The organism is Micromonospora sp. NPDC047187 (assembly GCF_040643355.1).
GTDB lineage: Bacteria > Actinomycetota > Actinomycetes > Mycobacteriales > Micromonosporaceae > Micromonospora > Micromonospora salmantinae.
On record NZ_JBEYUF010000001.1, the window covers coordinates 961,647 to 987,970 of the forward strand.

At 70.1% G+C, this 26,324-nt stretch carries 25 protein-coding genes; 15 read left to right on the forward strand and 10 right to left on the reverse strand.

The genetic code is table 11. From position 1 onward, the window contains the following. The first annotated feature begins 57 nt into the window (after nt 1-57). Genes ABZ794_RS04160 through ABZ794_RS04175 form a run of 4 tightly spaced genes read left to right on the forward strand, consistent with a single transcriptional unit; the run spans nt 58 to nt 3,965 of the window. The gene (locus tag ABZ794_RS04160) at nt 58-1,080 is read left to right on the forward strand and encodes an ABC transporter substrate-binding protein (protein ID WP_210781429.1); all 1,023 of its coding nucleotides are present in this window, start codon (nt 58-60) and stop codon (nt 1,078-1,080) included. A 31-nt stretch (nt 1,081-1,111) separates the two neighbouring features. Further along, the gene (locus ABZ794_RS04165; protein ID WP_357514123.1) at nt 1,112-2,119 is read left to right on the forward strand and encodes an iron ABC transporter permease; all 1,008 of its coding nucleotides are present in this window, start codon (nt 1,112-1,114) and stop codon (nt 2,117-2,119) included. 2 nt (nt 2,120-2,121) lie between these two features. After that, nucleotides 2,122-3,195 (forward strand): iron ABC transporter permease, encoded by a 1,074-nt coding sequence (locus ABZ794_RS04170; protein WP_210781427.1) that lies wholly within the window; start codon nt 2,122-2,124, stop codon nt 3,193-3,195. Further along, the gene (locus ABZ794_RS04175) at nt 3,192-3,965 is read left to right on the forward strand and encodes an ABC transporter ATP-binding protein (protein ID WP_357514125.1); all 774 of its coding nucleotides are present in this window, start codon (nt 3,192-3,194) and stop codon (nt 3,963-3,965) included. Before ABZ794_RS04170 ends, ABZ794_RS04175 begins: the two co-directional genes overlap by 4 nt. Nucleotides 3,966-4,028: 63 nt before the next feature. Here ABZ794_RS04175 and ABZ794_RS04180 read toward each other — a convergent pair whose 3' ends face one another. Both ABZ794_RS04180 and ABZ794_RS04185 read right to left on the reverse strand, forming a co-directional pair. Next, on the reverse strand, nt 4,029-4,319 hold the full coding sequence (locus tag ABZ794_RS04180) for a DUF1540 domain-containing protein (RefSeq protein WP_112678265.1): 291 nt from the start codon (nt 4,317-4,319) through the stop codon (nt 4,029-4,031). A 136-nt stretch (nt 4,320-4,455) separates the two neighbouring features. Then, the gene (locus ABZ794_RS04185) at nt 4,456-5,115 is read right to left on the reverse strand and encodes a DUF2470 domain-containing protein (protein WP_357514209.1); all 660 of its coding nucleotides are present in this window, start codon (nt 5,113-5,115) and stop codon (nt 4,456-4,458) included. Nucleotides 5,116-5,228: 113 nt separating this feature from the next. On the opposite strand from ABZ794_RS04185, the gene rpsD reads away from it, so the two are divergent. The 5 genes from rpsD (at nt 5,229) to ABZ794_RS04210 (ending at nt 13,210) form a co-directional block, all read left to right on the forward strand. Next, a complete protein-coding gene (gene rpsD, locus ABZ794_RS04190) occupies nt 5,229-5,837 on the forward strand; it encodes a 30S ribosomal protein S4 (RefSeq protein ID WP_357514127.1) in 609 nt (202 codons plus the stop codon). Between the two features lie 255 nt (nt 5,838-6,092). After that, nucleotides 6,093-10,040, forward strand: coding sequence for a ThuA domain-containing protein (locus tag ABZ794_RS04195; RefSeq protein ID WP_357514129.1), 3,948 nt, complete (start codon nt 6,093-6,095; stop codon nt 10,038-10,040). Nucleotides 10,041-10,804: 764 nt separating this feature from the next. Next, a complete protein-coding gene (locus ABZ794_RS04200; RefSeq protein WP_238689995.1) occupies nt 10,805-11,464 on the forward strand; it encodes an HAD family phosphatase in 660 nt (219 codons plus the stop codon). A 325-nt stretch (nt 11,465-11,789) separates the two neighbouring features. After that, on the forward strand, nt 11,790-12,137 hold the full coding sequence (locus ABZ794_RS04205; protein ID WP_210781421.1) for a PadR family transcriptional regulator: 348 nt from the start codon (nt 11,790-11,792) through the stop codon (nt 12,135-12,137). Next, nucleotides 12,134-13,210 (forward strand): hypothetical protein, encoded by a 1,077-nt coding sequence (locus ABZ794_RS04210; RefSeq protein WP_238689996.1) that lies wholly within the window; start codon nt 12,134-12,136, stop codon nt 13,208-13,210. Before ABZ794_RS04205 ends, ABZ794_RS04210 begins: the two co-directional genes overlap by 4 nt. Here the strand turns inward: ABZ794_RS04210 and ABZ794_RS04215 are convergent. Further along, on the reverse strand, nt 13,204-13,518 hold the full coding sequence (locus tag ABZ794_RS04215) for a hypothetical protein (RefSeq protein ID WP_210781419.1): 315 nt from the start codon (nt 13,516-13,518) through the stop codon (nt 13,204-13,206). The two genes, ABZ794_RS04210 and ABZ794_RS04215, sit on opposite strands and share 7 nt — an antisense overlap. 118 nt (nt 13,519-13,636) lie before the next feature. Here ABZ794_RS04215 and ABZ794_RS04220 point away from each other — a divergent pair, with 118 nt between their 5' ends. Then, a complete protein-coding gene (locus ABZ794_RS04220) occupies nt 13,637-14,089 on the forward strand; it encodes a MarR family transcriptional regulator (RefSeq protein WP_210781418.1) in 453 nt (150 codons plus the stop codon). A gap of 36 nt (nt 14,090-14,125) precedes the next feature. Here the strand turns inward: ABZ794_RS04220 and ABZ794_RS04225 are convergent, their stop codons facing one another. Further along, entirely contained in the window at nt 14,126-14,590 is a 465-nt protein-coding gene (locus ABZ794_RS04225) for a septum formation initiator (protein WP_210781417.1), read from the reverse strand. A gap of 102 nt (nt 14,591-14,692) precedes the next feature. Here ABZ794_RS04225 and ABZ794_RS04230 point away from each other — a divergent pair, with 102 nt between their 5' ends. The 4 genes from ABZ794_RS04230 to ABZ794_RS04245 all read left to right on the forward strand — a co-directional run bounded on the left by ABZ794_RS04230 (nt 14,693) and on the right by ABZ794_RS04245 (nt 17,888). Next, a complete protein-coding gene (locus ABZ794_RS04230; RefSeq protein WP_091399570.1) occupies nt 14,693-15,388 on the forward strand; it encodes a response regulator transcription factor in 696 nt (231 codons plus the stop codon). Then, complete coding sequence (locus ABZ794_RS04235) at nt 15,385-16,671, forward strand: HAMP domain-containing sensor histidine kinase (protein WP_210781416.1); 1,287 nt, start codon at nt 15,385-15,387, stop codon at nt 16,669-16,671. The genes ABZ794_RS04230 and ABZ794_RS04235 overlap by 4 nt, the downstream gene beginning before the upstream one ends. Before the next feature lie 28 nt (nt 16,672-16,699). Continuing rightward, nucleotides 16,700-17,254 (forward strand): DUF5872 domain-containing protein, encoded by a 555-nt coding sequence (locus tag ABZ794_RS04240; protein ID WP_210781415.1) that lies wholly within the window; start codon nt 16,700-16,702, stop codon nt 17,252-17,254. Between the two features lie 106 nt (nt 17,255-17,360). Then, complete coding sequence (locus ABZ794_RS04245) at nt 17,361-17,888, forward strand: PepSY domain-containing protein (RefSeq protein ID WP_238689997.1); 528 nt, start codon at nt 17,361-17,363, stop codon at nt 17,886-17,888. A gap of 104 nt (nt 17,889-17,992) precedes the next feature. Here ABZ794_RS04245 and ABZ794_RS04250 read toward each other — a convergent pair whose 3' ends face one another. From ABZ794_RS04250 to ABZ794_RS04270, 5 genes are all read right to left on the reverse strand, one after another. Beyond that, entirely contained in the window at nt 17,993-19,885 is a 1,893-nt protein-coding gene (locus ABZ794_RS04250) for an ABC transporter ATP-binding protein (RefSeq protein ID WP_238689998.1), read from the reverse strand. Nucleotides 19,886-20,471: 586 nt separating this feature from the next. After that, nucleotides 20,472-21,722, reverse strand: a complete 1,251-nt coding sequence (locus ABZ794_RS04255) for a DUF222 domain-containing protein (protein WP_357514135.1) — start codon at nt 21,720-21,722, stop codon at nt 20,472-20,474. Nucleotides 21,723-22,017: 295 nt separating this feature from the next. After that, complete coding sequence (gene trxA / locus ABZ794_RS04260; RefSeq protein ID WP_305076091.1) at nt 22,018-22,365, reverse strand: thioredoxin; 348 nt, start codon at nt 22,363-22,365, stop codon at nt 22,018-22,020. Beyond that, on the reverse strand, nt 22,335-22,727 hold the full coding sequence (locus ABZ794_RS04265) for a MerR family transcriptional regulator (protein WP_210785308.1): 393 nt from the start codon (nt 22,725-22,727) through the stop codon (nt 22,335-22,337). Before ABZ794_RS04265 ends, trxA begins: the two co-directional genes overlap by 31 nt. A 130-nt stretch (nt 22,728-22,857) precedes the next feature. Next, a complete protein-coding gene (locus tag ABZ794_RS04270) occupies nt 22,858-24,063 on the reverse strand; it encodes a chitosanase (RefSeq protein WP_357514139.1) in 1,206 nt (401 codons plus the stop codon). Between the two features lie 227 nt (nt 24,064-24,290). Between ABZ794_RS04270 and ABZ794_RS04275 the strand changes: the two genes are divergently transcribed. Further along, a complete protein-coding gene (locus ABZ794_RS04275) occupies nt 24,291-24,542 on the forward strand; it encodes a hypothetical protein (RefSeq protein WP_357514140.1) in 252 nt (83 codons plus the stop codon). A 46-nt stretch (nt 24,543-24,588) separates the two neighbouring features. On the opposite strand, the gene ABZ794_RS04280 is transcribed toward ABZ794_RS04275, so the two are convergent. Next, nucleotides 24,589-26,214: a glycoside hydrolase family 43 protein gene (locus tag ABZ794_RS04280; protein WP_357514142.1), complete on the reverse strand. Its 1,626-nt coding sequence runs from the start codon at nt 26,212-26,214 to the stop codon at nt 24,589-24,591. Nucleotides 26,215-26,324: the final 110 nt, after the last annotated feature.

Here is a 26,324-nt window from a genome sequence, read left to right on the forward strand (position 1 = left end):
AACCTAACTTTCGGGCCGGATGGCTCGCTTCTCTTCGAAAGATCGGGAACTTTCACCATGCACTCATGGCGTCCGGTCCTGGCCGTCGCGGCGCTGAGCGCCGTGCTCGGCGGGCTCACCGGTTGTGGCAACGACACGGGCACCGGTGACACCGCCGCCGCTGCCACCGCTTCCGGTCCCTGGTCTTTCAACGACGGCTCGGGCAAGGTCGTCAAGGCCGACAAGACACCGACGCGGATCATCGCGCACGCCGGCGAGGCCGCGGCGCTCATGTCCTTCGGCATCAAGCCGGTCGGCGTCTACGCCGACGAGTCGGTCAAGACCGACCCGAACCTGAAGAACCTCGACCTCACCGGGATCCAGATCCTCGGCGAGGAGTGGGGCAAGATCGACGTGGAGAAGGCCGCCGCGCTACGTCCCGATCTGATCGTCGGCGACTGGTGGCCGGCCGAGAAGGCGCACAGCGGCATGGAGGAGGGCGTCGACGAGAAGAGCAAGAAGCTCGCCGAACTGGCTCCCGTCGTCGGTGTCACGCAGGGCAAGTCGATCGTCGCGCTGGCCGAGGGGTACGAGGACCTCGCCGAGAGCCTCGGCGCCGACGTGGCCAGCCCGCAGATCGCGGCGAACAAGAAGCGCTTCGAGGACGCGGTGACCGCGTTCAAGGCGGCCACCTCGGCCAAGCCGGACCTGACGGTCGCGGCGATGTCGCCCTCGACGGAGAAGGTCTACGTCGCGAACCCCGAGTACGCGCCCGAGCTGCTGGACCTGCAGACCTGGGGCCTGAAGGTGATCAACCCGGCCAGCCCGGACCCGGCCTTCCCGTACTGGGAGAACCTCAGCTGGGAGAACGCCGACAAGTACCAGCCGGACCTGATCCTGTGGGACGGCCGATCCTTCACGCCCACCGCCAACGCCGAGTGGACCACGAAGCAGCCGACCTGGTCCAAGATCAAGGCTGCCAAGGTCGGTGCCACCGTCTCCTGGCCGGCGTTCTGGCTGCACACGTACGGGGACTTCGCCACCGAGCTGGACAAGCTGACCCAGGCGGTCAAGGCCGCTGATCCGAATGTCGGCAACTAACCAGATCGGGACGCGCACCTCGACGGAAGGCGTGCGGCGAGCCTCTGCCCTCGGGCCGGGGCTCGCCGTCCTCTGCGCGGTCCTCGCCCTCGTCGGCTTCCTGAGCGTGACAATGGGCTCGCGTTCGATCGGGCTCTCCGAGGTGCTGCACGCCCTGTTCAGCCTCGACAGCGACGGGCCGATCAGCAGCACCGTCACGCTGGAGATGCGCGTACCCCGCACGCTGCTCGGCATCCTGGTCGGCGCCGCGCTCGGGGTGGCCGGGGCGATCCTGCAGGGCGTCACCCGCAACCCTCTGGCGGACGCGGGGATCCTGGGCATCAACTCCGGCGCCGCCGCGTTCGTGGTCCTGGCCATCACGGTGCTCGGGGTGCGTGGCGTCGGTGTCTACGTCTGGTTCGCCTTCGCCGGCGCGATCGCGGCGCTGGCCCTCGTGTACGCGGTCGCCTCGCTCGGCCGGGAGGGCGCCACCCCGGTGAAGCTGGCCCTGGCGGGCGCGGCGGTCACCGCTGGCCTGGCCTCGGTGACCAGCGGGATCGTGATGACGAACGTGGACGCCCTCAACGAGCTGCGGTTCTGGCAGGTGGGGTCGCTCGCCGGTCGGTACACCCCGATCCTGACCGGGGTCGCGCCGTTCCTGCTGATCGGCCTCGCCGCGTCGTTGGGCTTCGGGCGGGCCATCAACGGCCTCGCGCTCGGCGAGGACGTCGCGCGTGGCCTCGGCCAGAACGTGACCCGTACCCGCGTGGCCGCCTTCGCCGTGGTCGCGATCCTCGCCGGCGCCGCCACCGCGGCCTGCGGACCGATCGTCTTCGTCGGGCTCGTCGTACCGCACCTGGCGCGGTTCATCTGCGGCCCCGACTACCGCTGGATCCTGCCGTACTCGATGCTGCTGGCGCCCATCGTCCTGCTCCTCGCCGACGTGCTCGGACGGATGGCCGCCGCCCCCGACGAGGTTCAGGTCGGCGTGATCCTCGGGCTGATCGGCGCGCCCGCGTTCATCGCGATCGTGCGCTACGGCCGGTTGTCGGAGGTCTGAACATGGTGACGACAACGACAACGAGCGACCGTCGCTCCGCCCCGTCGGGCACGGCAGCGGCGCTGCGCGCCAACCGGAGGCGTCGAGCCGGCCGGTCCGTCGTGGTGACCTGTGCCCTGACCGTGACGGTCACCGCCCTCTTCGTGCTCACCATGATGGTGGGCAGCTTCCGCATCGGCGCCGCCGAGGTGATCGCCTCGGTCCTGCACCTGTCCGACAATCCCAGCGTCGACTTCGTCGTCCGTGGCCTGCGGCTGCCGACCGCCGCCGCCGCCGTGACTGTCGGGCTCGCCCTCGGCGCGTCCGGGACGATCTTCCAACAGTTGCTGCGCAACCCCCTCGCGTCCCCGGACTTCGTGGGGATCACCTCGGGGGCAGGGCTGGCGGCCGTCACCGGGATCGTGCTCCTCCAGGCCGGCGGGCTCGTCGTCAGCGGTCTCGCCCTCGGTGGCGCGGTCGCCGCCGCCCTGGCGATGTACCTGCTGGCCTGGCGCGACGGCGTCAGCGGCTACCGCTTCATCCTCATCGGCATCGGGGTGGCGCTCTTCTTCGAGGGCCTGGTCGGCTACGTGCTCAGCCGGGCGCAGCTCTTCGAGGCCCGCCAGGCCATGCACTGGCTGATCGGGTCGGTCGGGCAGGCCAGCACCACGGAGCTGTGGGTGCTCACCGGTGCCCTGATCGTCCTGCTGCCGGTCGCCACGTTGCTGCAACGGCCACTGAGCGCCCTCGCACTCGGTGACGACGCCGCCCGGATGCTGGGTGTCCGGGCCGAGCTCAGCCGGGCCGGGCTGCTCGGCACCGCCGTCGTGCTGGTGGCCCTGGCGGTGTCGGTGGCGGGTCCGATCGCCTTCGTCGCCCTGGTGGCCGGGCCGATCGCCAACCGACTCCTCGGCCCCGCCGGCCAGGGCGTCCTGCCCGCCGCCCTGGTCGGCGCCGCGCTGCTGCTCAGCGCCGATCTCGTCGCCGTGCACGTGCTGCCCACACCGTTGCCCACCGGTGTGGTGACGGGTGCGGTCGGCGCGCCCTACCTGCTGTGGCTGCTGGCCACCACCAACCGACAAGGAGCGGGTGGATGACCCGACTACGCGCCGAGGGCCTCACCCTCGGCTACGACGACCGGACCATCGTCGACCACCTCGACGTCGCAGTGCTCGACGGCAAGGTCACCGCGATCGTCGGCGCCAACGCCTGCGGCAAGTCCACCCTGCTCCGCGGCCTGGCCCGACTGCTGGCACCGCGCGGCGGCGCCGTCTTTCTCGACGACAAACCCCTCGCTGACCTGCGCAACGTCGACGTGGCCAAGGTGCTCGGGCTGCTCCCGCAGACTCCCGTCGCGCCCGACGGCATCACCGTCGCCGACCTGGTGGCCCGTGGTCGCTACCCTCATCAGGGGTGGTTTCGACGGTGGAGCAACGACGACCACGACGCCGTCGCCCGGGCTCTCGACGCCACCGGCACCGCTGATCTGATCGACCGTCCGATCCGGGAGTTGTCCGGTGGCCAACGCCAGCGGGTCTGGGTCGCCATGGCCCTGGCACAGGACACCGACCTGCTGCTGCTCGACGAACCCACCACCTACCTGGACATCAACCACCAGGTCGAGCTGCTGCGGCTGCTGCGGAAACTGAACGCGGAGTCCGGCAAGACCATCGTCATCGTCATGCACGATCTCAACCTCGCCTGCCGTTACTGCGACCACCTCATCGCGATGTCCGGCGGTGCGATAGTCGCGGAGGGGGCGCCGGTCGACGTGGTCACCGGCGACCTCGTCGAGCGGGTGTTCGGTCTCAGCTGTCTCGTCGTACCCGACCCGATCGCCGGCACGCCGATGGTCGTCCCCGCGTAGCGGGCCTCGGACGCGGATGAGGGACGACCGTGGCGGCCGTCCCTCACTGGCGTCGCGCCGGGATCAGCGCGGTTCGTACGTCTGACAGTCCGCGATGTCCTGACCCGGACCCACCCGGATGGACGGCGCGTGGCACTCCAACTCGGCGTTGTGCTGGCAGTCGTCTCGCTTGCAGGCACCGACCTGCGCGATGACGCGGTCCAGCCCGCCCTTCGCCGAGGTGTCGATGAACGTGGCGCAGCTGGCGTTCTGCTGCCCGATGGTGATGGCGAACGCGTGGCAACCGTCGTGGTTGTAGCCGCAGTCGGTGACTGTGCACTCGTGTACCCGCGGCATCTCCAGCATGTCGGTCATGGCGATCTCGCTTCCGTCGGTGGTGCCGGGTCACCGTGATACCCGGCCTCGACGGGACAACTCCCTATCAGCCGTCTCTTTTGGGGATGTTTTGCATAGGCCAGCCTTGCCTAACCGCCGACGAGAGCGGCGATCGTCAGCGGGCGTGCCGGGCGCGGCAGCCGCGCGCGTGCCGAAGCAGTTCCTCGACCCGCGCGCCGAGTTCGGCCGGATGCCGCAGTGGCGCCCGGAAGTTCAGCCGGACGTCCCGGTCACCAGTGCTCAGCTCCAACCGGAGTACGACACCGTGGCGGTCCAGGCGTACCGGCCGGACCTGGCGGACGCCCTGAAGGTGGCGGGCGGGTATCAGCCGGCTCAGCCCTTCGACGGTGTGCGGGTGGTGGTGGTCGAGGTGGCACAACAGATCCGCCTCGACGGCAGCCATCGGGTCGGGTTGGGCGGTCGCGAACTCGTCCGGGTCGACGCATGTGGTGCGGCCGTCGACGGTCAGTTCGGCGGTGGCGAGGTCGAGGACAGTCACCAGCTCCTGATCGCTCCCGGCCGTGGCGGCCCCGGTCGTCAGCCAGCCCGTGAGCGTGGCGCGCCCGCGCACCCGGTCGCGGACCGGAGTGGGCGCCAGGTCGGTCACCTCGACCATCGCGACAGTCTCCCGCTGGTGCGCGAGGTGTTCGACCAGGTGGCAGCCGACCGGTAGGTCGATCCGCAGCCGCCCGTCGCTCGTCACGAGGTGTCGTCCGACGACGTACGCCTCGACGCCCGGGATGTGCAGGGTGAGGGAGTCGGCGGCGACGAGCATCGATCGGATTCGGACACCCGCCTCGTCAGTGAGGTCCGCCGTGCTGGTCGAGGGCTTGCTCAAGGCGATCATCTCCTAATAAGGTTAGCCTTACCTTACTTGAGAGGCGAAGCATGAATCAGACCCGTCCCAAGGTCAAGCGTTCCCGTGCCCTGGGCATCGCGCTGACCCCGAAGTGCGTGCGCTACTTCGAACGCCGCCCGTTCCCGCCGGGGCAGCACGGCCGGGCCCGACGCACCACCAGCGACTACAAGGTCCGGCTGTTGGAGAAGCAGCGGCTCAAGGCGCAGTACGACCTGCACGAGGGGCAACTCCGGCGCGCGTTCGACCGGGCCGCGCGCCGGCCCGGCAAGACCGGTGAGGAGCTGATCGTCGAGCTGGAGAGTCGACTGGACGCGCTGGTGCTGCGAGCCGGTTTCGCCCGCACCATCTACCAGGCCCGCCAGGTCGTCACCCACCAGCACGTCACTGTGAACGGCCGTCGCCTGGACCGGCCGTCCGCGCGGCTGCAACCCGGTGACGTCATCGAGGTGGCGCAACGCAGTCGGGGCAAGGCGCCGTTCGTCGTGGCGGCGGCCGGGGCGCACGCCCCGGAACGTCTCGCGCCCTACCTTGAGGTGAGCCTGCCCGGCCTGACCGCTCGGCTGACCCGGCTCCCGCTCCGCTCGGAGGTCCCGGTGGTCTGCGACGAGCAACTCGTCGTCGAGTACTACTCGCGCTGACCGAGGGTTGGGAAGGGCCCCGAGTGCGGGCACCTGCGCCGGGGCCCTCCGCGGTTGGATCGCGGCCCGAAAACCGTTATTCGATCTCACTCCACACGGTCGCCCCTGACCTGCGGAGATAACGCTCTCACGGATGGTGGGAGAGTGCTTGACGCGCCCGTGATCCGGACGCAACGATGCATTCACATGTCTCGTCCCACCACCGCCAGGCGTGATCGGCGCACGCCGTCCCTCGCACCGCGAAAGGACCCCACTGTGCGCAGATCCCTGAGATCGTGGCTCGGCCTCGCGCTGAGCGCGATCCTCGTGGCCGGCGGCATCGTCGCCTCACCACCCACGGCCAGCGCCGCACCGTTCACCGTGCTGGTCTTCAGCAAGACCGCCGGGTTCCGGCACGGATCCATCACCCCGGGCATCGCCGCGATCCAGCAGCTCGGTGCGGCCAACGGCTTCACCGTCGAGGCCACCGAGGACGCCGCCCAGTTCACCGACGCCAACCTGGACCGGTTCGCCGCGGTGATCTGGCTCTCCACCACCGGCGACGTGCTCAACGCCGCCCAGCAGGCCGCCTTCGAGCGCTACATCACCGGCGGCGGTGGGTACGTGGGCGTGCACTCCGCCTCCGACACCGAGTACGACTGGCAGTGGTACGGGGGACTGGTCGGGGCGTACTTCGCCTCGCACCCGGCCGAGCAGAACGTCACGGTGAAGGTCGCCGACCAGGTGCACCCGTCCACCGCGACGCTGCCGCAGCGGTGGAGCCGGTTCGACGAGTTGTACAACTACCGCACCAACCCCCGCGGCAACGCGCATGTGCTGGCCACCCTGGACGAGAGCACCTACACCGGGGGGAGCATGGGCGCCGACCACCCGATCTCCTGGTGCCAGAACTACTCCGGCGGCCGGGCCTGGTACACCGGCCTGGGGCACACCGACGCGTCGTACAGCGAGGCGAACTTCCGTCAGCACCTGCTCGGCGGCATCCGGACGGCCGCCGGCGCTGTCGACGCCGACTGTGGCCCCACCGTCACCAGCAGCTTCCAGCAGGTGGAGCTGGCCAAGGGCGCGGCCGAGACCGGTGAGCCGATGAGCCTCACCGTCCTGCCGGACCGGGGCGTGCTGCACACCTCCCGCAACGGCGTGATCCGGCACACCGACGCCGCCGGCAACACCAAGATCGCCGCCACTCTGCCGGTCTACACCGGCGACGAGGAGGGTCTGCAGGGCATCAAGGCCGACCCGAACTTCGCCACCAACCGCTGGGTGTACGCGTACTTCGCCCCACCACTGAGCACCCCGGGCGGCGGTGCGCCGGCCACCGGCACCCCGGCCGAATTCGCCGTCTGGGAGGGCGTCAACCGGCTGGCCCGGTTCACCGTCAACGCGGACAACACCATCAACCTGGCCAGCGAGACGTCGATCCTCAACGTGCCGACCAGCCGGGGCATGTGCTGCCACGTCGGCGGTGACATGGACTTCGACGCGGCCGGCAACCTCTACCTGTCCACCGGTGACGACACCAACCCGTTCGACTCGGCCGGCTTCACCCCGATCGACGAGCGAGCCGGGCGCAATCCGGCCTTCGACGCGCAGCGCACCTCGGCGAACAGCAACGACCTGCGCGGCAAGGTGCTGCGGATCAAGCCGAGCGCGGCCGGCGGCTACACCATCCCGGCCGGCAACATGTTCGCCCCGGGCACCGCGCGGACCCGCCCGGAGGTCTACGCGATGGGCTTCCGCAACCCGTTCCGGATGAGCGTGGACAAGGCCACCGGCATCGTCTACCTCGGTGACTACGGCCCCGACGCGGGCACCGCCGACCCGAACCGGGGGCCGGCGGGCAACGTCGAGTTCGCCCGCATCGACCGGCCCGGCTTCTACGGCTGGCCGTACTGCACCGCCCGCAACGACGCCTACAACGACTACACCTTCCCGTCCGGGCCGTCCGGGGCGAAGTTCAACTGCGCCGGCGGGCCGGTGAACAACTCGCCGAACAACACCGGCATCACCCAGCTGCCGCCGGCCGTCTCGGCCTGGTTGCCGTACGGCGGCTCCGGCTCGCCGCCGGAGTTCACCGGCGGTGGCCTGTCGCCGATGGGCGGGCCGGTCTACCGGTACGACCCGAACAACACCTCGCCCGTGGCGTTCCCCGAGTACTACGACGGGACCTACTTCGCCGGTGAGTTCGGTCGCCGCTGGATCAAGAACATCAAGCTCGACTCGTCCGGCCAACCACTGAAGATCAACCCGTTCCCGTGGACCGGCACCCAGGTCATGGACATGGAGTTCGGCCCGGACGGCGCGCTCTACGTGCTCGACTACGGCACCGGCTGGTTCAACGGCGACGCCAACTCGGCGCTCTACCGCATCGAGTACGCGCGTGAGGGCAGAGCACCCATCGCCAAGGTGTCCGCCACCCCGACCAGCGGCACCGCGCCGCTGACAGTGGCCTTCTCCTCGGCCGGCACCCTCGACCCGGACGGCGACCCGTTCACCTACGCCTGGGACTTCGACAACAACGGCACCACCGACTCGACCGCGGCGAACCCGAGCTTCACGTACACCACCAACGGGACCCGCAGCCCGACGTTGACGGTCCGGGACACCACCGGCAAGACAGCCACGGCGAGCGTGGTCGTCACGGTCGGCAACAGTGCCCCGGTGGTCACCGTCAACACCCCGTTGAACGGGCAGACCTTCAGTTTCGGGGACGCCGTGCCGTTCTCCGTCACCGTCAGCGACGCCCAGGACGGCGCGATCAACTGTGCCCGGGTCAAGGTGAACTACGTCCTCGGCCACGACTCGCACGGCCACCAGCTCGGCAGCGTGCAGGGCTGCACCGGGGTCATCCAGACCTCGGCCGACGGCGAGCACGACACGGCGGCGAACATCTTCGGCATCATCGACGCCGAGTACACCGACCTGGGTGGAGGCGGCCAGCCCGCCCTGACCACGCACACCCAGGCGGTGCTGCAACCTCGGGTACGCCAGGCCGAGCACTTCGGTGACTCGTCCGGCGTCCAGGTCGTCGCCGGGGCGGCAGGGCACGGCGGCGCGGCGGTCGGCTACATCGACAACAACGACTGGATCTCGTTCCGCCCGTACAACCTGACCGGCGTCCAGTCGTTCAGCGCCCGGGTCGGCGCGCCGGCCGGCGGTGGCGGCACGTTGGAGTTGCGAGTCGACTCGCCCACCGGGCCGCTGGTCGGTTCGGCCACCGTGGTGCCGACCGGCGGGTACGCCAACTTCGCCACTGTCACCGGTGGGGTCACCGCCCCGACCGGCACCCGAACCCTGTTCCTGGTCTTCAAGGGCACCGGCCCGTACTTCGACATCGACGAGTTCACTCTCTCCACCAGTCCCGGCGGTCCCGGACCTGACCCGGACCCGGACCCGGACCCGGATCCCGAGCCGGGCGCCAACCTGGCCAGGGGCAAGCCGGCGCGCGCGTCCAGCTTCGAGGGCGCGTTCACAGCGGCCAACGCGTTCGACGGCGTGGCCGGTACCCGGTGGGGCAGCGCCTTCGGTGACCCACAGTGGATCGACGTGGACCTCGGCGCCACGTACGCCATCAACCGGGTCAAGCTGACCTGGGAGGCGGCGTACGGCAGCGGATACCAGATCCAGACCTCACCGGACGGGGTCACCTTCACCACGATCCGTACGGTGACCGGTGGTGACGGCGGGGTGGACGACCTGACCGGGCTCAGCGGGTCCGGCCGGTACATCCGGTTGCTCGGCACGGCCCGGGGGACCGCCTGGGGCTACTCGCTGTTCGAGTTCGAGGTGTACGGAGGCACCGGAACGCCGACGGGCGGCAACCTGCTGCTGAACAAGCCCACGTCGACGTCCAGCAACGAGGGGGCCGACGTGTCCGGCGCCCAGGCGGTGGACGGCAGCCTCACCACCCGCTGGTCGAGCACGTTCTCCGACCCGCAGTGGATCCGCGTGGACCTCGGCAGCGCCACCGCGATCGGCCGGGTCAAGCTGAGCTGGGAGGCCGCGTACAGCAGCGCGTACCAGATCCAGACCTCGAATGACGGCACCACCTGGACCACAGTGAAGACGGTGACCGGGGCCGACGGCGGCGTGGACGAGCACACCGCCCTCGGCGCCAACGGCCGCTACCTGCGGATCCATGGCACGGCCCGGGGCACCGGATACGGCCACTCGCTCTGGGAGTTGGAGGCGTACGCCAGCTGAACCACCACCGGAGTCCGCCCCCACCCTCGATTGGGCGGTGGGGGCGGGCTCGCCTCGATCACGTGATGTTCAGTAGCTCCGAGGGCCGTCTGACAAATACTCCTCAACGCCGTTGCGTTAGGGCTGTGGTCGGCGGGTCACCCTCTGCTGGAGAAGGACTGGTGGTAGATCAACGTGTGGCGAGCAAGAGGACCGCGTCGATCTTGCGGTTTCTGTTGTTGATATGGGTGGATGTGCCCCTTGCGTCGGGACAGAAAATGCAAGATCGCGGAGCAGGATCGGTTCGGGCTCTGCGATCATGGAGCGGTGGTGCCTGGCTTGGGGTTTTACGGGCGCTTTGTCGCCCACCACAATCCCATGATCGGCGAGGCGGGCACCAGTTGACGAACGGCCGTTCGTCCTAAAGCCAGTCGGAGATGTAGTACAGGCTCGTGCCGGCGTCGGAGTCATCTGGGCCATCGAGCTTGTTGGCTGCGTCCTCCACGGCGTCGCGGAGTCGTACGACTCCTGTGCAACGGCCAGCGTCGCGTACGCCGCGCCGTACTGGCGTAGGTCATCGGTCTCCAGCTTGACCCCGAGCTGTCGTCGCTATTCCGGTAACTCCTGGCTGAGCGGAGCTGATGCGGCGCAGGGAAGCTGATGCCGTGGATCAGTGGATGCGATGCCGCTCAAGGGGTCTGATGCGCTCGCGGCCCCTGCGCTTGGCAGCCGCCAGCATGAGGTGACTGCCCGGGAGCCCACGTCTGACGGGTACTGTCTCGGCCATGATCCGTGGAGCGGCGTTCTTTGATGTCGATGGAACGCTGACGCCGACCAGTAGCGGCCAGCACCTCGCCGAGCTCGTCGGCAATGCCAAGGAGATCGCACAAATACAAGCCGGCTACGCAGCTGGCACCTTGAGAAGTGACGAGGCGTGCGTGCTCGAAGCTCGTGGGTGGGCAAGCAGGACACCCGCTGAAGCACAGGCTTTTCTGGAGTCGTTGCCACTGGTGGACGGCATTGCGGAGACGGTTTCGTGGTGCCGGGCCCATTCGCTCGTACCGGTACTGACCACGCTGGCGTGGGACTTCGTCGGCGCCTACCTGTGCAGCCGCTTCGGCTTCGACCGAGCGTGCGGACCGCGCTTGCACATAGTCGACGGCCGCTACAGCGGCGAGGTCGCCGAGCAGTTCGACGAGCAGGCCAAGCGCGATTTCGCCATCAGGATGGCCAGCGAGCTGGGCGTCGAACTCCGGCACTGCGCGGCCATCGGTGACGGGCGCTCGGATGTACCGCTGTTCGGCGTGGTCGGCTGTGCCATCGCATTCAACGCGACCCCCGAAGCTCGTGCCGCCGCCAGCGAAACGGTCAACGGCCCTGACCTCCATGCCGTCGCGCCCGCCCTCAGCGCCTGGCTGGACACCATCGCCTTGCCCGCTAGCTGACAAGCGGATCAAACGCTGGAGAAGCGTCCGCTCGGAACTTGCGCACCCGGTACGTCAGCGAGAGAGAACACGAGACTTCCGCCGCCTGCCCTCCGAGTGCTTCCGGCGCCAGTGAGAGTCGTCAGTCGGCGAACGCCAGCCCGACCACCGCACTGATCCGGATGCGAGACACCCGGCCGGATGGAGCACCGCAACACGTCATCCGACGCTTCACGTCACTGCTGGAGCGATGCTTCCACCGACTGCGGATCTTCGTGCCGGCCGCGTTCGTCCCCCAGCTCTCGCCGTCCTTGCATATACCGGCTATCGGTATATGCTTCCTGGCATGGCTGAGTCTCCACTGCGGGAACCGACGTTCCTGGTGCTCACCGCGCTGGCGGAGGCGCCCATGCACGGGTACGCCGTCATCGAGGACGTGCTGCGCATCTCCGACGGACGGGTGCGCCTACGCGCCGGCACCCTCTACGCCGTCCTCGACCGGCTCCGCGCCGACGGCCTCATCGAGGTCGAGCGCGAAGAGGTGGTGCAGTCGCGGCTGCGCCGCTACTACCGCCTCACCGCCCTGGGCGCGCGGCGGCTCACCGAGGAGGCGTCCCGCCTCCGACACAACGCGGACGCCGCTCGGGTGCGGCTGCGCCGCAGTGGCCTCCTGACTGACGGGGGAGCGGCGTGAGCAGCGACGATCTGGAGCGCCGCTACCGGCGGCTGCTGGCCGCCTATCCGTGGGAACACCGTCGGGTGTACGAGGACGAGATGTTGGCCGTGCTCCTCGCCGGCGCGCGGCCGGGCCAGCGACGACCCGCCGCCGCCGACGTGCGGAATCTGGTCGGCGCCGGGTTGCGGGCGCGGTTGCGGGTGGGCGCACGGGGGTTCACCGAGCCAAGCTGGGCGGACGCGGCGACGGTGACCGGCCTGCTGGTCGGGGTCGTTCTGCTGGCCCTCGCCGGAAAGGCGCTGCTCGACCAGCTCGTCCTCGCGCCGAAGATGCCGCCCGCGTTCGGGTCGAGCAGCCCGGATCTCGTCGACTGGTTGCGCGTCGCCGGCTGGGCGGGTGTCTGCGCCACGGTGCTGGTCGGATGGCGTTGGGTCGCCGCCGGTCTGGCCTGGGCCGGCGTGCTCGGTTGGGGCGCGCTGGTCGCCCCGCAGACCAGTGACAACCCGACCTACGTGGTGGACACGCTGCCGCAGCTCGCCCTCGCCGTGGTGGTAGCCGCCGCGCTCACCGTGCCGGCGCCGCGCCGCCGGGCGATCACGCTGCTGGGCGTACGCCGACTGCTGGCCCTGCTGCTCGCACCGGCCGCGATCGTCGCGCTGCTGGTGACAAACCGGGTGACCAGTCCCGCATTCGTATTCGTCGGCGGAACGTCCTATCAGGTCTTCTACGACATCGAGGCGAGCAGTGAGCTGGTCCTCTGGCTCTACGTCGCGGGCCTGGCGGCCGCCGCGTCGGCCATGGTGATCGCGGTAGCCACGCTCACTCCGGAGGTACGCCGACGGGTCGTCGTCATGCTCCTGCCGGTGGCGGCCCTCGCCCTGGTGATCGACAGTGCCCTCGCCGGTTGGGTCACCTCGACCATGCACATGGGACACGTCGTCCCCCTGGTGCCGGCGCAGTGGGCGATGCTGGTGCTCGTCGCGCCGGTGACCTTCCTGGCCGGGGCGTTGCTCGTCCGCCGTCGGGAGGAGACCCTGCGCATGGTCGCCCTCGGCCGCAACGCCGACCGCGAGCAGCCAATGGGTCAGTGAAGCGGCAGACTGCTCACCCGACCGTGGGGTCTCCCATGGCCCTCGGGGAACACCGCTCGGCTGAGATAGTGCCGGGACTGCCGATCGAAGCGCCCGAGCAGATCACGGGCAGCGGGCGGGACAACGGAGGTTGACGGATCGCCGCCGGTGAAGGCTGCCACCGCGGCGAAGTCGGTGAAGGTCATGGCGGTGAGAAATTCGCTGCCCTTGGCGGGATCCAGCTCCTGCGGGGAACGACGCAGAACCCGAAGCTCCTGTAGCCCGGCCACGCGCCGGGCAAGGATCGAGGGCGCGATGTCCTGCGTCAACAACCGTTCGTAGGCGTCAGCGAGAGCGGGCTCCGTCCACCCGCTCCACAGTCGAAGAATCATGACAGTATGCTGTCAGTCTGGTGCCAGACTGTCAATGTTCGGTAACGTGCTGCCGATGACGGAACGGAAGCAGGACCGGGTCGACGCCTATCGGCTGCTGATGGCGGACGTGTACGAGCTGGCCGGCGAGTCTCGGCGCTCAAGCGAGGAGCTGGCCCGAGAAGAGGGACAGACTGCCGCCCGATGGCACGTGATGAGCGTGCTCTCCGACGGCTCCCGCACCGTCGCGAGCGCGGCGCGCAGACTTGGCCTCGCTCGACAGAGCGTGCAGCGAGTGGTCGACGACCTGGCCCGAGCCGGGATGGTGGAGTTGCACGACAACCCCGATCACCGCCGCGCGCCACTGGTGACACTCACGACAGCAGGGCTGGCCACGCTCACCGGCCTCCTGGAACGCTCGGACGCCGACCGCCGGGCCGCCGTGGACCGAGCGGGTCTCAGCCTCAGCGATCTCGAGAATGCACGCGCGACGCTCCGAAGGTTGGTGGACGCGCTGCGGAGCCGCTGAACCGCCGCGACACTCACCTCACCTGCTCTCAGGTCGTCAGTCGTCGGCGACGGCCACCGGCTCCGAGCCGATGCAGCGGACCTTCAACTCGTACTCCCGGGTCGCCCCCTGGAACGTGACCTCGACGTCGTCGTCCGGGCCCCGGTCCACGTCGCGGACCCGGTAACCCTGCGCGGGCGCCCAGGAGACGAGGCGTACGCCGCCGACGCCGCACTCGGCGACGGCCGTGCCGCCGTCCGTGGCGAACCCCCGACGGGCCCCGGCGCTCGCGCTCGGGGCGGGGCCCGTGGTGCCCGGCCCGGCCGAGGCGGTGCCCGTGGTGCCGGTGGGCACCGGCTCCGGTGCGGCGAGCGCCCGCTCGATCTCGGCCTCGCTGCGCACCCCGCCCGGGGTGCCGGTGAGGCTCTCGCCCACCAACCGGATCGCGCCCAGGCCGATCAGGGTGGCGATGGCGGCGGTGGCCACCCAACCGGTGGCGACGAGGAGCGAACGACGGCCCATCCCCTGACTATCCCCGATCCGTCCTTGTCGTTTGCACATCCGTTCGCTAAGGCGTGGTTAACGTGCGCCGCACTGCCGGTGGCAGCGGTTAGCCTGCCAGCTGTGGCCCGCCTGTTGCTCATCGAGGACGACCTGACGATCCGTACCCCGCTGATCCGGGCCCTGCGCGAACGCGGCCACGCGGTGGCGGCGGCCTCGACCGCGATGGCCGGGCTCCGCGACGCGTTGGAGGACCGACCCGACCTCGTCGTGCTCGACCTGGGCCTGCCCGACCTGGACGGCCGTGAGCTGCTGCGGATGCTGCGCGCGGTCAGCTCGGTGCCGGTCATCGTGGCCACGGCGCGCGACGACGAGACCGAGATCGTCCGGGTGCTCGACGCGGGCGCCGACGACTACGTGGTCAAACCGTTCACCGCGGCGCAGCTCGACGCCCGCGTCCGGGCGGTGCTGCGGCGCGGTCCCTCCGGCGCCGACGGGCAGGTCCCGGCGCTCGTTGTCGGCGGGCTCCGCGTCGACCCCCGGGCGCGGCAGGTGACCCTGGACGGGGTGGCGGTCGAGCTGACGCCCCGTGAGTTCGATCTGCTGCACCACCTCGCCGGCCGACCGGGTCAGGTGGTCACCAAACGTGAGCTGCTCACGGAGGTGTGGCAGATCCCGTACGGCGGCGCCGACAAGACCGTCGACGTGCACCTGTCCTGGTTGCGCCGCAAGTTGGGGGAGAACGCCCAACAGCCTCGCTACCTGCACACCGTACGTGGTGTCGGGGTGCGTCTGGAAGCCCCGGCGGCGCAGCCGTGAGGGCACGTCTCGCGCTGCTGGTAGCCGCGGTCAGCGTCCTCACCCTCATCGCGTTCCTGGTGCCGTTGGCGCTGCTGGTGCGCACCGTCGCCGAGGACCGGGCCACCGTTCGGGCCACCGCCGACGCGCAGAGCCTGGTGCCGGTGGTCGGCACCGCCGACGCGGCGACCATCCGGCTCACCGTCGAGCAGCTCGCCGTGGACTCCGGTCGACCGGTGAGCGTCTTCCTACCCGACGGCACGGTGCTCGGCGCCCAGACACCGCGTACGCCCGCGGTGGCCCTCGCCGCGCGCGGACAGAGCCTCACCGGTGAGTCGGCGGCCGGCCGGGAGGTGGTCATCGCCGTGCAGGGCCGGGCGGACGGCACCGGGGTGATCCGGATCGCGGTGCCGCAGCACGAGCTGACCGCCGGGGTCACCCGGGCCTGGTTGGTGCTGGCGCTGCTCGGCGTGATCCTCGTGCTGATCGGGCTGCTGGTCGCCGACCGGCTGGCGCGCACCCTGGTCCGGCCGATCAGCGACCTCTCGGCCGTCTCACACCGGCTGGCCAACGCCGAACTGGACGCCCGGGTCACGCCGGCCGGTCCGCCCGAGCTGCGCGAGGTGGCCGGCGCGCTCAACCATCTCGCGACCCGCATCCAGGTGCTCCTGGTGCAGGAGCGCGAACAGGTGGCCGACCTGTCCCACCAGCTGCGTACGCCGCTGACCGCGTTGCGGCTGGAGGCGGAGTCGTTGCGTGACCCGGACGACGCGGCCCGGATCACCGCCGCCGCCGACGGGCTCGAACGCGCGGTCACCGGGCTGATCCGGCAGGCCCGGTGGCGGCACGCACCGGCGCAACCGGCCTCCTCGGACGCGGCCGCGATCGTCGCCGACCGGGTCGCGTTCTGGTCGGTGCTGGCCGAGGACACCGGCCGGGCCGTCACCCTCGACCTGACGCCCGGCCCTCTTCCCGTCGGTGTGGCCGCCGACAACCTGACGGCGGCCGTGGACGCTCTGCTCGGCAACGTCTTCGCGCACACCCCCGACGGGACGCCGTTCGCCGTCCGGCTGGCCCGTGAGGCGGGCGAGGTTGTCCTCACCGTCGCCGACGAGGGCCCGGGCATGCCCGCCGGCGCGATCCGGCGGGGCGCCAGCGCGGCCGGGTCCACCGGCCTCGGCCTGGACATCGCCCGACGCGCGGCGCAGGCCGCCGGCGGTCGACTGGAGTTGCGGGCCGGCGCGCAAGGCGGCGCGCAGGTGGTGCTCCGGCTCGGGCCTGCGACGTCGCCGCGGGACGCATAGGCCCTGCGGTGCCGGGTAGCTGCCAGTCATGGCGCGGTATACGAAACCCGAGCTCAGAGAGCAGATCAAGGAAGAGATCAAGGCTTCCGACAAGGGCGGCCGGCCGGGGCAGTGGTCGGCGCGCAAGTCACAGTTGGTCACTCAGGAGTACAAGAAGCGCGGCGGCGGATTCCTGGGCGAAAAGGACGAGCGGCAGAAGTCTCTCCAGCGCTGGGGCAACGAGAAATGGCAGACGAAGGAGGGCGACACCCGTGCGCGCAAGGGCGCCACGACGAGTCGCTACCTGCCCAAGAAGGCATGGGAGGAGATGTCGGAGAACCAGAAGCGCGCGACCGACACGAAGAAGCGCGAAGCGTCCCGATCCGGCAAGCAGTATGTCGCCAACACCGGGCCGGCCAAACGGGCGCGTCGGGACGCCACCACGGCCGGACGGATGACGGAGATGTCGGTCGCGGAGGCGGCCAAGCTGGTCCGTGGCCTCGACACGCGCCAGCTCAAGACCGCGCTGCGCAACGAGCGCGCCAGCAAGGACCGCAAGACGCTCGTCCAGCGGCTGGAAGCGGAACTCAACCGGCGCGGCTGACCCGGCCCCCGACCGCCTTAACCCGCCGTTAGCGTCCGGACAGCGCGGTGCTATCCCGATCTGGCCGATCCTCGAAGTCGACAACCGAGGAAAGGTGGACACCACGATGAAGCGCACCAATCTGCTCCTGGCGTCGGTCGGCGGGTCGGCGGTGCTGGCGGTGGCCGGGGTCGCGCTCGGCGTCAACGCCGCGAACGACTCGCGGACCGGCGGCACGGCACTCGCCGCGGCGACCGTCGCGCCGACGGCCACCGACGCGCCGGTGGTCACCAGCTCGCCGTCGGCCGGAACCCCATCTGGTACGCCGTCGACCGGTACGCCGTCGACCGGCAGCGCGCCCGCGGGTAGCGCTGTCGACGAGAAGCGCGCCGGTGAGATCGCGCTCGCCAAGGCCGGTGGCGGTCAGATCGTCGAGGTCGAAGCCGAGCAGGAGAACGGCCGACCGGTGTGGAGCGTCGAGATCGTCGTCGGCGACACCGAGCACGAGGTGGACGTCGACCGGGACAACGGCTCGGTGGTCAAGGCCGAGCAGGAGCCGGTCGACGACGACGACAACGACGCCGATGACGCCGACGACGCTGACGACGCTGACGACGACGACGACAAGGACGACGACGACAACGACAACGACTGACCGCGGTCGCCGCTCACCCCGGGTGCTTCCCTTGGGGTGAGCGGCGGCGCGCTGCGACGCGGTGGTCGGGCTGTCCCTCGTGAGCGGACCGACCACCGCGGGCGTCAGATGGCGACGCGTTGCTCCTGGACCGTCGGCTGGTCCTGGGCGAACTGGGTGCTGTACAACTCGTGATAGCGGCCACCAGCCGCGAGCAGGTCACTGTGTCGCCCGCGTTCGACGATGCGTCCTGCCTCCACGACGAGGATCTGGTCGGCCGCCCGGATGGTGGAGAGCCGGTGCGCGATGACCACGCTCGTCCGGCCGGTCAGCGCCTCGGCGAGGGCGTCCTGAACCGCCGCCTCCGAGGTGGAGTCGAGATGCGCTGTGGCTTCGTCGAGAATGACCACGCGCGGACGAGCCAGCAGCAGGCGCGCGATGGTGAGCCGTTGCCGTTCACCGCCGGACAGGCGGTATCCGCGCTCGCCCACGACGGTGTCGAGCCCATCGGGAAGTGAGCGGATCAGGTCGTCGAGGCGGGCCCGACTGAGCACCTCCCACATCTCGTCCTCGGTCGCGTCCGGCTGGGCGAACGCCAAGTTGGCGCGGATGCTCTCGTGGAAGAGGTGCCCGTCCTGGGTCACCACGCCCAACGCCGTTCGGATCGACTCGGCCGACAGTTCACGTACGTCGACGTCGGCCAGCTTCACCGCGCCGTCCTCGACGTCGTACAGGCGAGGCACGAGCTGCGCGATAGTCGACTTGCCCGCCCCGGAGGAGCCGACGAGCGCCACCATCTGCCCCGCTTCGGCGCGGAACGACACCCCGTGCAGCACTTCCTCACCGCCACGCGTGTCGAGCTTCGCCACGTCCTCAAGGGATGCGAGCGACACCTTGTCCGCTGAGGGGTAACCGAACCGGACCCCGTCGAACTCGACCGCGACCGGCCCTTCCGGAAGTGGCCGGGCGTCGGACCTGTCGAGGATCAGCGGCTTGAGGTCGAGGACCTCGAACACCCGCTCGAAGCTCACCAGCGCGCTCATCACCTCGACCCGGGCACTGGCCAGTGAGGTCAACGGTGCGTAGAGCCGCGACAGGAGCAGCGCTAGGGCGACCACCGTCCCGGCGTCGAGGCTGCCCCGTAGGGCGTAGAGACCACCCAGCCCGTAGACCAGGGCCAGTGCCAGCGAGCCGACGACGGTGAGCGCGGTGATGAAGACCCACTGGAGCATCGCGGCGCGGATGCCGATGTCCCGGACCCGACGGGCCCGCGCCGCGAACTCGGCGGACTCCTCGGCCGGCCGCCCGTACAGCTTGACCAGCGTGGCACCGGGTGCGGAAAAGCGTTCCGTCATCCGGGTGCTCATGGCCGCGTTGTGCTCGGCCGCTTCACGCTGCAACTGAGCGAGCCTCGAACCCATTCGGCGGGCCGGAAGAACGAAAATGGGCAGCAGGACGAGCGCCAACAGCGTGATCTGCCAGGAGAAGGTGAGCATCACGGCCAACGTCAGCATCAGCGTGACCGCGTTGCCGACCACACTCGACAGGGTGTCGCTGAAGGCCCGCTGCGCGCCGATCACGTCGTTGTTCAGGCGGCTGACCAGCGCACCCGTGCGGGTCCGCGTGAAGAACGCCACCGGCATGCGCTGAACGTGATCGAAGACAGCCGTCCGCAGTTGGACGATCAGCCCCTCACCGATGCTGGCGGAGAGAAATCGCGTCACCAGACCCAGCCCGGCCTCGGCGAGGGCGATCACGGCGATCAGTACGGCCAACCGGATCACCACGCCGCTGTCGGCGCCGTCGACGATCGCGTCGACCACCCGACCGGCGAGAACGGGTGCCGCCACCGTGAGGACCGCCGTCACCACACTCAACAGCAGGAACCTGACGATCAGGGCCCGGTGCGGCCGCGCGAACTGCGCGATCCGCTTCAAGGTGGCGCGGGACAGCGGTCGTTCTTCCTGCGCGTTCATCGCGTGGTGCAAAGACGTCCACGCCGTGAATTCCATGCTCATGCGTAACCTCCGATACCGGAGGCTAGGACCTCACCCGAGCTTGAGGTCAAGTCGCCACGCAAGTCTGTGGCTACGGGTTGTTCACGGTGCTCGTAGCCAAGGACCGCGTCGATGCCGTCGACGGCATGTGGTACCGCGCTCAACGACGACGAGCTGGCGTCCGTGAAGCGTTGGCGCGTGGATGTTGGCCCACGAACCGTCGCTGCGGGTCGCTGCGGGTCGTCGTGGGCCGTCGCCGGCGGCGTAGGCAGTTGCATGCGTTGCGGGGTCGTGGTGGGCCGTCGCGGGCGGTCGTGAGCTGTTGCGGGTCGTCGGGCGCCTGCTGGCCTGCGACGGCGTCACCTGGCCCGCAGGCCGACGCGGCGTTGCGGCCCGTCGCAGGTGGTCGTGAGCTGCTGCGGGTCAGCGCGAGCCGTTGTGAGCAGCTCTCTTCTCGACCCAGCCGGCATGCGCCCGAGACGCGCCGCTCGACGCTTCGGCCTGCACAGTGGGTACCTGGCCAACCAGCCTCCTAGGATGCCTAAGGCGGTGTGCGGTGGGCGACGGTGTCGACCCGACATGGACGATCGTTCTCGGCTGCCTACCCCTACGTTCGTCGGTGGTAGTGGTTGCGGCGGGGGAGTTGTTCGGGGTCGAGCCAGGCGGGTGGGATGAACTCGGGGTGTCCGTCGTCGCCGAGCCGGACGACCCAGTCGGCCTGGTGGACGTGCCGATGGTGGTGGCCGCAGAGCAGGACGGCATTGCCGAGGCTGGTTGGGCCGCCGTTGGCCCAGTGGTGGATGTGGTGGGCGTCGCACCAGCGGGGTGGGCGGTCGCAGCCGGGGAACGCGCAGCCGCGGTCGCGGAGCACCAGGGCGCGGCGCAGTGGCCCGGTGATGAGACGGCGTTGTCGGCCGACGTCGAGGACCTGGCCGGTGCCGCCGAGGACGGCGGGCAGGATGGTGGCGTCGCAGGCGAGTCGGCGCGCGGCCTCGGGTGTGAGGTTGAGGCCGGTGTCGAGGGTGCCACTGCTCAGCTGCCGGGTCAGCGCGTCGTAGCTGGTGGTGACGACGATCTGGGCGGGGTCGCCGCCGTGTTCGGGCAGTTCGGTGGTGCGCAGGGCGAGTCGGCAGATGTCGGCGAGGGCGTCGTGGCGGCGTTGCCCAGGGGAGCGGGTGTCGTCTGGTCCGGACGGGGCGGTCAGTGGGTCGATGGCGGCGCGGAACAGGGTGGCGGTTTCGGCGTCGAGGGTGCCGGTGAGTCGCAGTCGACCGTCGGTCTGTTCGGACAACGTGAGGTGCCGGTCGCGGGCGGCGCGGCGGGCTTCGGCGTCCAGGGCGGCTTGGGCGGCGGCGTCGGCGATGTCGGGGGCGACGTGGTCGAGGATGCGGGTGCCGAGTTTGCGCAGGTGGGTGGGGTCGAACTGGCTGGCCCAGTCGGTGAGCAGGCTGACGGCCTTGTCGGCGGCCTGCGTGCCGGCGGTGGCCTGGACGGTGGTGGCGGTGTCGGTGATGACCCGGGCCTGGTCGAGGCTGAGGTGCCCGTCGGCTAGGGCTTGCCGGATGCCGGGGTTGCCGGTGTCGAGGGCGGTGGCGAGGTCGACGAGGCGGCGGGCGGCGGGGATGGTGAGTCGCAAGCGTTCGCGCAGCCACACGGCGGTGGTGGAGGCGCCGTGGATGCGGGCGGTGCCGCGGCCGTCGACCTCACGGATCAGGGTGAGGGTGACGGCGGCGAGGCGTTGCTGGAGGCGGTGCGCGGCGTCGAGCGCGGCGATCAGGTCGTGCTCCGGCAGGGCCCAGGCGGCGGCATCGGCGCAGGCAGCGATCGCATCGTCTGCCTGCGCCAACTCCTCGACCATGGCCCGACACTAGAACAGGTGTACGACATTTTCAGTCACCAAGATCGATGTGCCGGCTGGTCGTCAGGGACTCGTCGGTGCCGGACTCCTCCCAGGCGGCGGTTGGGGACTGTGGTACGGGTCGAGGACACCGTCGCAGCAGCAGGGGTCAGCTCACCCGCAGATCACGACGCCGATGTCGGCGCCATCGACAATCGTCTCCACCACCCGCCCGGCGGGGACCCGTGCCGCCACCGTGAGGACCACCGTCGCCACGCTCAACAGCAGGAGGCGGCACTCGACCGGCGGTGGCAGGTCACAGGCCGGCGTGCATGGTCAGGCTCTGCCGCAGATGGAGTTTCGGCCTGGACCCGACGACCGAGCCGACGACCTCGCCCCCACGGAACACCAGTAGCGTCGGAAGGGACATGACCGCGTAGCGCCGCGTGGCCTGCGGGTTGTCGTCGGAGTTGAGTTTGGCGATGGTCATCCGGTCGCCGAACTCCCCTGCCAGCTCGACGAGGCTCTTCTCGATCATCTTGCACGGCGGGCACCACTCCGCCCAGAAGTCGACGACCACGGGCCGGTTGCTGGCTAGCACCAGCTCGGCGAACGTGTCGTCGGTGACGGTGATCAGGGAGCTGACGCTCGTCTCCTGGGACATGGTTCCTCCCGGTGCGCAATTGCGTGGGTGAGCTGGCTGTGCAACTGCTGACGGACCGCTCCGAGCCGATCGAGGTAGTCGTCGACCTCGGCGAGCTTGCGTCGCAGCACCAGCACGGAATCCGGACAGACGTCGCCGGACGTGTTGCCCGCTCGCAAACAAGCGACGAACGGACGGACGTCGTCGAGGCCGAAGCCGACGTCGAGCAGCGCCCGGATCTCCCGGACGACCCGCAGCTCCGCCTCGTCGTAGACGCGGTAGCCGTTCGCCGAACGCTGCGGGTGTACCAACCCGTGGGCCTCGTAGTAGCGCAGCGTTCGAGTGCTCGTGCCTGCTCGTTCCGCCAGCTCGCCGATCAGCATCAGACCTCCTCGACCAGCCTGTCGCAACCAGGCTAAACCTTGTCGTCAGCGTCAAGGCAAGGCTGCTCCCGGTCCCGAGAACCGCTCAGGGCGCCGCCTCGCGGCGCCCTGAGCGTCTGCGGGCTCCGAACTAGCCGATGCGGAACTGGTCGCCGTAGACGGCGAACACCAGTGGCGTGTTCAGGTTGAAGTTGCCGTTGTTGAGGAACACCCGCTGGGCGGTGTCGACGCGGGAGGTGTCCGAGTGGGCCACTTCCTTCTTCATCTCGACGACCCGCTCGTCGAGGAACGCGTTGAGCCAGGTCCGCTCGTCGCCGCCCTGGGCTGGCGGCTTGGCCCGGTTCAGGGCGCGGTTGCGGATCTGGCGCATGCCCTCGTACCCGTGCACGACCGCCGCGTCGTAGTAGGCGAACTGGCCGAGTGCCCGGACCTGGTCGTTCTTGCCGTCGCGTACCGATGGGTTGAAGTAGACCCGGTCGCGTTCGGCCTCCTGGGCGGCCTGGAACACCGAGTCGGTGGCCGCGGTCCGCCAGTCGCGGGGGAAGTTGGGGTCGAGACCGGCGTGTGACGGGGTGCCGTTGACGTTGCGCAGCGCCGGCAGGTAGCCGGCGAGCACGTTGCCCGGCTTGGTGCGGGTGTACGCCTCGACCAGTTCGAGCATGTCGCCGGTGCCGGAGCAGAAGCCGATGATGCCGGCGGTGTAGCCGCGTCCGTCGCCGATGTCCTCGATGTAGGAGAACTGTGCGCGCCAGTCGAGCGAGGAGTTCTCCGCTGCCGAGACGAGTTGCATGGCGACGTTCTTCTTCGCCGGGTCGTCGAGGTTGGTCCCGCTCGGGGTGGTGGGCGTGGGGGTGCTGCCGCCGCCCGGCAGGGTCCACCGCTGGTTCGTGGTGCCGCCGCAGGTCCAGATCTGCAACCGGGCGCCGTTCGCGGTGCTGCGGTCGGTGACGTCGAGGCACTTGCCGGAGCCGGAGTTGACGAGCGTGCCGTTGCTGGCGGTCCACTTCTGCGCGCCGGTGTTGTTGCAGTCGTACAGCTGCACCTTGGCGCCGTTGGCGGTCGACGCGGCGGTCACGTCGAGGCACTTGCCGAGTGCCCGGATCGAGGTGTCGGTGTTGCCGACGGTCCACGTCTGGGCCGCGCTGCCGTTGCAGTCGTAGAGCTGGACGGGCGTGCCGTTGGCCGAGCTGGCGCCGGCCACGTCGATGCACTTACCGCCGAGGCCGGTGATCGGCCCGGCGGTCGCGGCGCTCGCCGACGGCAGGCCGTAGCCGACGGCGGCGACGCCGATCAGCAGGGTGCCCACGACGTAGGCGGCTGTTTTCTTGTGAACCATGGGGTGTTCCTCGGGGAAGGGGCGGCGTGCCGCCAGCCGGTCGGTGGCCCGGCGCGACGGTTCGGCCTCGGCGGGCACCCGCGAGCATCTGGAAACTGTATTAACAGATACCAGTACGTCGATTCCTCGTCAATCGACGACCGCAAGGCGTGACGGGACGGCGACCGACGTCGCGCCCTCGCCGATCAAGGGCAGGCTGCGCGGGTACGCCACCATGCATGGCGCACATGTCGAAGCTCGAGGCCGGCCAGGTCGTGGTGCTCTACCTCGCCTGGGACCCGGCTGCCCCGACGTTCCGGACGCTCAGCGGCGACTTCGGCGTGTTCGACCTGAACGGGTCCGACGCGGAGGCCGTCGCCACGACCCGCTCGCAGACCATTGCCGTCAGCGGCCTGAACGCCGAGGACCCGGCCGCGTCCGGCCACGGTTTCCGCACCACTCTCGGCCGGCTGCGGGCGGTCGCCGCCCCGGCCAGGTAGGACGAGTGGGCACGCGGACGGCACCCGCCGAGTGCCGTCCGCGTGGTCACTGTTCCCGGTAGGTGGCCAGGTCGAAGTCGGCGTGCACGCCGTCGCCGCCCAGGTCCTGCACCCACAGGCCGAGAAACGCACCGGTGAAGCCCCACGCCGCCGGCTCACCGTCGATGATCAGCGCGGCGTGCTCGTCGGACAGGATGGTCGCGTCCAGCTCGGCCGGTAGCCGCTGCCAACCGGCGCCGAGGTCGTAGTCGAAGCGCACCGCCGGCCCGTCGAAGACGGCCCGCAGGCCGACCCGGGTGACGCCGTCGACATTGACTGTCAGCTCCGGGTACGCGGTGCGCCGCCCGTTGTCGGAGCTGAGCAGCTCCAGCACCGTCCGGCCGTCGTCTGCCCGGGTCAGGTAGAGGTGGTGCCAGTTGAGCGTGTTGTAGTAGGCGGTGATCCCGGCGAGCTGACGGTGGTCGGCCGGTTCGAACTCCACAACGGTCTCCAGCGAGCACTCCCGTGCGCCGACGCGTCGCCCGACCAGGCTGGGTGCCTGTCGACCGACCGGCGACTGCCCGCCGTGGACCCGCAGGTACGACGGGCGGGTGTGCAGGTCGACCCAGTCCGGGGCTGCCGGCCGACGCAGCGTCGACCAGCACCGGCCCAGCTCGGGGCCATCGAAGTGGTCCGTCTCGGGCTCCGCCGGCCACGGGTGCGCGGGCAGGTCGGGTGCGACGACGTCGTCCGCGGGCACCCCTCCGGCGATTCGCGGCCAGCCGCCCGACGGCCACTCGACCCGCTGGATCGCTGTCTCCCGACCCAGCACGCAGTTGCCCAGCGGGGAGTACGGGCGGCCGACCAGATGGGCCAGGTACCACTCGCCGCTCTGCGTGTGGACCAGGCTGCCGTGACCCGCCTTCTGCAACCGCAGGTCGGGCCGCCCGAAGGAGGTGAGCAGTGGCCCGTCCGGGTCCACCTCGTACGGTCCGAACAGCTCCCGGGACCGCGCCACTGTGACCTGGTGCTCCCAGCTGGTGCCGCCCTCGGCGGTGATCAGCCAGTACCAGCCGTCGTGGCGGTACAGGTGCGGACCCTCGGTGACCCCGACCGGGGAGCCGGTGAACAGGATGCGGGGGCTGCCGACCAGACGGCGTGCGGCCCGGTCGTACTGCTGGATCTCGATGCCACCGAAGCGGTCGCGGCCGGGCCGCCAGTCCGCGCTCATGCCCAGCAGCCAGGTCGTGCCGTCGTCGTCGTGGAACAGCGACGCGTCGAACCCGCGCCCGTGCAGCTTCACCGGATCGGACCAGGGGCCGGTGATGTCCTCGGCGGTGACCAGGAAGTTCTGCGGATCCCAGTAGCCGCTGGCGAAGCTGGCCACGTCGCTGTAGACGAGGTGGAACTGACCGTCGTGGTACGTCAGGTCTGGCGCCCACACCCCGTTGGAGTCACCGCAGCCGCGCAGATCGAGCAGGCGCCGGTCGGTGATGATCCCACCCAGGCTGCGCCAGTTCACCAGGTCACGCGAGTGGTGCACCAGCACTCCCGGATACCACTCGAAGGTCGAGGTGGCCAGGTAGTAGTCGTCGCCGACGCGCAGGATCGACGGGTCCGGGTGAAACCCGGCGAGGACGGGATTGCGGATCGACCGGGTAGCGGTCGCCACGTTAGCGATGTCGGTCGACACGAGCACTCCTCTGGACGGACTGTCTGGAACTTCCGGAAAATCGTGGTCCCGGATCACTGGAAGCCCTGCTTACGCTAGCTGGTCTCTTCGCAATAGGACAGAGGTCTTGA